Source organism: uncultured Enorma sp., assembly GCA_905210055.1.
Taxonomy (GTDB): domain Bacteria; phylum Actinomycetota; class Coriobacteriia; order Coriobacteriales; family Coriobacteriaceae; genus Enorma.
Genome location: CAJLVH010000137.1, coordinates 1 through 5,389 on the forward strand (window position 1 = coordinate 1; position 5,389 = coordinate 5,389).

Sequence of the window (5,389 nt, forward strand, 5' to 3'; positions counted from 1 at the left end):
GCCTTCTCGGCAGCCTTCGCCTCGCGCTCGGCGGCCTTCTTGGCGGCAGCCTCCTCGGCAGCAGCCTGCTTGGCGGCCTTCTTGGCGGCCTCGCGCTCGAGGGCGGCCTTGGCGGCGCCACCAAACTTCTGCTCGAAGCGGCCGACGCGTCCGCCGGTGTCGACGAACTTCTGCTGGCCCGTGTAGAACGGATGGCACTCGTTGCAGAGCTCGACGCGGATCTCGGGGACGGTGGAGCGGGTCACGAAGGTGTTGCCGCAGGAGCAGCGGACCGTGCACTCCATGTACTCGGGATGGATTCCAGGTTTCATGCAGGGACTCCTTACGATCGCGCCCTGGTTACCGACCAGGACATAAGGCGCCTTGGTTTCCGACCAAGGCAGAACAACCGGATTAGGATACCACACGCCTCGCCGCTCGACCAGCCTGCAGAAAGCCTACAGATTTCTGAAAAGAGCCCTGGCAACAGCAGCCGTGCAAGGACGTGAGCGCAGCGTAGCACCGCATGCCGAAAAGGCGTCGCATAACTCGACGGTCACCCTCTCATATAGGGTTGACCGTCGAGTTATGCGACGCCTTTTGCAGCGAATAGCGCTTTGGTATTGTCAGGTACAAGATGGGAGGGGTATGCGGCGAGGGCATCGGGCGCGCAGTGGGAGCATGAGCTGGCTGGCGTCATATGGCAGTCGGATCCCTCCATAGTTGCGCTATCGTTTCAAGTCATGAGAATATGGGCATGAATCGGACGCGCTGATACACTAAGTACGAGTTGCTGAAAGCAATAGCATGACATCATGCGAATCGCTCGAGCAAGAAAGGCTCCCCATGGCAGAAGCTACCCCGAACCGCATCGTCATCACCGTCCTCGGCAAGAACCGCCCCGGCATCGTCGCCGCGATCTCGCGTGTCCTCGGTGAAGAGGGCATCGATATCCGCGACATCACGCAAAGCATCATCGAGGACATCTTCACCATGACGATGATCGCCGACATGGCGGCTTCCACTTCGACGTTCGCCGAGCTCCAGGAGCGCCTTGCCGCGACGGGCAAAGAAATCGGCGTCGACGTGCAGGTCCAGCGCGAAGACGTCTTCAACTTCATGTACCGCCTCTAGGCGCGGAGGGCTGGCATGATCGTCTTCTCCGACCTCGATGGCACGTTTCTCACTTCCGATAAGCGCGTGAGCACTCGGAACCTCGAGGCGCTCGACGCGCTTGATGCAGCGGGCGTCCCGTTCGTCCCTTGCAGCGGACGTGCGCTCAGCGGCATCTTCCCCGAGATACTCGAGCACCCCGCCGCGCGCTATGCCGTGACCTCGAACGGCGCCGCAGTTACGGACCTGCGCAGCAGCGAGGTCATCTATCGAGTGGATCTGGGCGCGGAACGTGCGCTCAGGTACTACGAGGTCGCGCGCGATTACGACGTCACGTTCGACATTTTCGCCGACGGCCGCATCTACACGCATCGCCGCTGGTTCGACCGACTCGACGAATATATCAAAGACCCTGCTGTCCTCGCCTCGGTACGTCGCTCGCGCACCGCCTACGACGAGGAGACTCCCGCATTCCTCTCCACGCTCGAACACATCGAGCGCGTCGCGATGTACTGGTACAACCCCGCCGATCGCGATGCCATCAAAGCCCGCATCGCGCATGACGAAAACGTGAGCGTCGTGCGCTCCGTCCCCAACGACATCGAGATCTCGGACGCACGGGCCACAAAGGGCATCGCGATGGCGTGGCTCTGCGAGAAGCTCGGCATCGCGCTCGAAGATGTCGTGGCATTCGGCGACAACATCAACGACATCTCAATGCTCGAGGCGGCGGGCACAGGCGTGGCCATGGAGAACGCCGAACCCGAGACGAAAGCGGTAGCGAACGCCGTCACGGGAACGAACGACGCTTCCGGCGTGGGAGAATACCTCTTGCAGCTGTTCGCAGCCCAGCGGTAGCCACGGCATAACAACTCACCTAGTATTTCGACCGCTCGTCGCAAAGCCCCTCGAGCTGCATAGGCTCGGCAGTATGCTGGATAGTTGTGTGTAGGAACAACCATACAGAGAGGGGCCTGTATGCTGTTTGAGAACGACAGCTCGTATGGCGCACTGGGAGAGATGTGCTCCAATACGAACCGCCGCCTGAGCGCGAACGCCCGCGGCACCTGCCCGGTCGATATGACGCGCGCACTCGTGGGCGTGGCGCATGCGCAGAGTTGCGGAAAGTGCACGCCGTGCCGCGTGGGCCTCGGTGCCATGACCGACATGCTCGAGCAGATCATCGGCGGCACCGCGAAACCGGGCACCATCGAGCAACTCGAAGACCTCGCCGAGCAGATCCGCGTGAGCTCGGACTGCGCTGTGGGCTACCAGGCTGCCGAGCAGGTGCTCATGAGCATCAAGGCATTCCGCGACGACTTTGAGTACCACGCCGAGACCGGCCGATGCCTGCGCAGCTCGAGCCAGGGCGTGCCCTGCGTGGTGAGCTGCCCAGCACACGTGGACATCCCGGGCTATATCGCCCTCACGGCCGCCGGCCGCTATGAAGAGGCCGTCGAGCTCATCCGCAAGGACAACCCCTTCCCGAGTGCCTGCGCCTACGTGTGCGAGCACCCCTGCGAAGAGACCTGCCGCCGCACCATGGTCGACGACGCCGTGAACATCCGCGGCATCAAACGCTACGCTGTCGACCACGCGAGCGCGCCGCGCGCAACCGACCGAGGTCCCGCCACCGGCAAGCGCGTCGCCATCGTGGGCGCCGGTCCCTCTGGCCTCACCTGCGGCTATTTCCTCGCCCGCATGGGACATGAGGTCGTCGCGTTCGAGCAGCGCGAGAAGGCCGGCGGCATGCTGCGCTACGGCATTCCCAACTACCGCCTGCCGAAGACCATCCTCGATGACGAGATCGCGTCCATCGAGGCCGCCGGCGTCGAGATCCGCTGCGGCGTCTCCGTGGGCACCGATGTGACGCTTGAGGAACTCCAGCGCGACTTCGATGCTGTCTACATCGCTATGGGTGCGCACGGCGACAAGAAGCTCCGCCTGCCCGGCGAGGATGCCGAGGGCGTGGTGCCCGCGGTGAAGATGCTCCGCGAGATCGGCCTCGGGCACACGCCGGATTACACCGGCCTCGAGGTGTGCGTCGTGGGCGGCGGCAACGTCGCCATGGACGCGGCGCGCTCCGCGGTGCGCTGCGGCGCGAAGCGCGTCACCGTGGTCTACCGTCGCCGCACGGCCGATATGACCGCCCTTGCCGAAGAGATCGAGGGCACCATCGCCGACGGTTGCGAAATCGCCGACCTCATGGCACCGCTCGAGATCTTGACGGACGAGCAGGGGCACGTGCGCGCGCTCAAGGCACAGCCGCAGATCATCGGTCCTGTGAAGCGCGGCCGCCCCGCGCCCGTCGAGGCCGAGCGCCCGGCGCATGAGTTCCCCTGCCAGGTGGTCATCATCGCCATCGGCCAGGACATCCAGTCTGAGTACTTCGCTGAACAGGGGCTTCCCACGAGCTGGAAGCAGTTCGATGTGGACGAAGCGCTCGCCGTCTCCGGGCATCCCGGCGTCTTCAGCGGCGGCGACTGCATGCGCGGTCCCGCGACGGTGATCCTCGCCATCGCCGACGGCAAGAAGGCGGCGCGCTCGATCGACACGTATCTCGGCTTCCATCATGCCGTCTTCGTCGATATCGACCTGCCGCACCCGCGCTTGGATGACCGCGTGCCATGCGGCCGCTCCGTGCTCGGCGAGCGCCCCGTGGAAGAGCGCGTGCACGACTTCGACCTTGTTGAATACGGCCTCTCCGAGCAGGAGATCCGCCAGGAAACGCTCAGGTGCCTCAACTGCGACCACTTCGGCTGCGGCATCCTGCATGAGGAGGGACGGATGTCATGGTAACCATCACGATTGACGGCACTGCCTACGAAGCCCCCGAAGAAGCCACGATTCTCGAGGTCGCTCGCGAGCATCGTGTGGATATTCCCACGCTCTGCTACCTGCGCGAGATCAACGAGATCGGTGCCTGTCGCGTGTGCCTCGTCGAGGTCGAGGGCATCGACCACCTCGTCGCCGCCTGCAACAACAAGGTCGCCGACGGCATGGTCGTGCACACGGACACGCCGCGCGTACGCCGCGCCCGCGCCGCGAACCTGCAGCTCATCCTCTCGCGCCACGACCGCCGCTGCCCCACGTGCTTCCGCAACGGCACCTGCCAGCTCCAGGCACTCGCCGACCGCATGAACGTGCACGAGGTCCCCTATACCACGTTCTTCGAGACGAAGCCCATCGACGCGCGCTTCCCGCTCGTGCGCGAGCCCGAGAAGTGCATCAACTGCTTGCGCTGCGTCTCCACCTGCCAGAAGGTGCAGGCGCTCGGCGTGTGGGATCTGGTGGATTCCGGCAGCCGCGCCCATGTGGACGCCATCGCGGAGGATGAATGCGCCTACTGCGGCCAGTGCATCGCGAACTGTCCCACGGGGGCGCTGCACGAGCGCGACGACACCGACCGCGTCTTCGAGGCGATCAACGACCCCGAGAAGGTCGTCATCGCGCAGGTAGCCCCCGCCGTGCGCTCGAGCTGGGCCGAGATGCTCGACCTGGGCGGCAAGGCACCGACGACCGGTCGCATGGTCGCGGCGATCCGCCGCCTGGGCTTCGACTACGTCTTCGACACAGACTTCGCGGCAGACGTGACCATCATGGAGGAGGCAAGCGAGCTCCTCGAGCACATCGCGGAGGGCGTACCCGGCCCTATGTTCACCTCGTGCTGTCCCGGCTGGGTGCGCTTCGTGAAGACGCGCTATCCTGCACTTGCCGGCAAGCTCTCCACCACGAAGTCGCCGCAGCAGATCTTCGGTGCCCTTGCCAAGACCTACTACGCGCAGATCCTGGGCATCGACCCTGCGAAAATCTACGTCGTGTCCTATATGCCCTGCATCGCCAAGAAGATGGAGGCTGCCTACCCCGGCATGGACTCCACCGGAAGCGGCCCCGATGTTGACGCCGTGCTCACCGTGCGCGAGCTCACGCGCCAACTGCGCTCGCGCTTCGTGAACGTCGACCTGCTCGAGGAAGAAGAGTTCGACCGCCCCTTGGGTATCGCGACGGGCGCAGGCCACATCTTCGGCGTGACGGGCGGCGTCATGGAAGCGGCGCTCCGCACCGCGTACAACTTCGTGACCGGCGAGAACCCCGATGCAGACGCGTTCCACGAGGTGCGCTTCGAAGGCCCAGAGCGCGGATGGCGTGAGAAAACCTTCGACCTGCCCGATCGTCAGCTCAAGATTGCCGTGGCAAGCGGCCTCACCAATGCCGACGCGCTCTGCCGTGCACTCGAGCGCGGCGAGGTGAGCTACGACTTCGTCGAGATCATGGCTTGCCCCGGTGGCTGCGTGGG

The 5,389-nt window shown here is 64.6% G+C and carries 5 protein-coding genes; 4 read left to right on the top strand and 1 reads right to left on the bottom strand.

The window, feature by feature from the left end; all coding sequences use genetic code 11:
- A partial coding sequence (rpmE, locus tag QZ079_RS07960; protein ID WP_297037309.1) for a 50S ribosomal protein L31 occupies window positions 1-311 on the bottom strand: 311 nt, incomplete at its 3' end.
- A 514-nt stretch (window positions 312-825) separates the two neighbouring features.
- Here rpmE and QZ079_RS07965 point away from each other — a divergent pair.
- The 4 genes from QZ079_RS07965 to QZ079_RS07980 all read left to right on the top strand — a co-directional run.
- On the top strand, window positions 826-1,113 hold the full coding sequence (locus tag QZ079_RS07965; RefSeq protein WP_297037311.1) for an ACT domain-containing protein: 288 nt from the start codon (window positions 826-828) through the stop codon (window positions 1,111-1,113).
- A gap of 15 nt (window positions 1,114-1,128) precedes the next feature.
- Window positions 1,129-1,950 (top strand): Cof-type HAD-IIB family hydrolase, encoded by an 822-nt coding sequence (locus tag QZ079_RS07970; protein ID WP_297037312.1) that lies wholly within the window; start codon window positions 1,129-1,131, stop codon window positions 1,948-1,950.
- Window positions 1,951-2,070: 120 nt separating this feature from the next.
- On the top strand, window positions 2,071-3,891 hold the full coding sequence (locus tag QZ079_RS07975) for an NAD(P)-binding protein (RefSeq protein ID WP_297037314.1): 1,821 nt from the start codon (window positions 2,071-2,073) through the stop codon (window positions 3,889-3,891).
- On the top strand, window positions 3,885-5,389 hold a 1,505-nt coding region (locus QZ079_RS07980), incomplete at its 3' end, for a [FeFe] hydrogenase, group A (RefSeq protein ID WP_297037315.1). The genes QZ079_RS07975 and QZ079_RS07980, both read left to right, overlap by 7 nt.

Excerpts from the sequence above, each read along its gene's own strand:
- QZ079_RS07975 (WP_297037314.1), top strand. The coding sequence starts at position 2,071 with ATGCTGTTTGAGAACGACAGCTCGTATGGCGCACTGGGAGAGATGTGC.
- QZ079_RS07970 (WP_297037312.1), top strand. The coding sequence starts at position 1,129 with ATGATCGTCTTCTCCGACCTCGATGGCACGTTTCTCACTTCCGATAAG.
- QZ079_RS07965 (WP_297037311.1), top strand. The coding sequence starts at position 826 with ATGGCAGAAGCTACCCCGAACCGCATCGTCATCACCGTCCTCGGCAAG.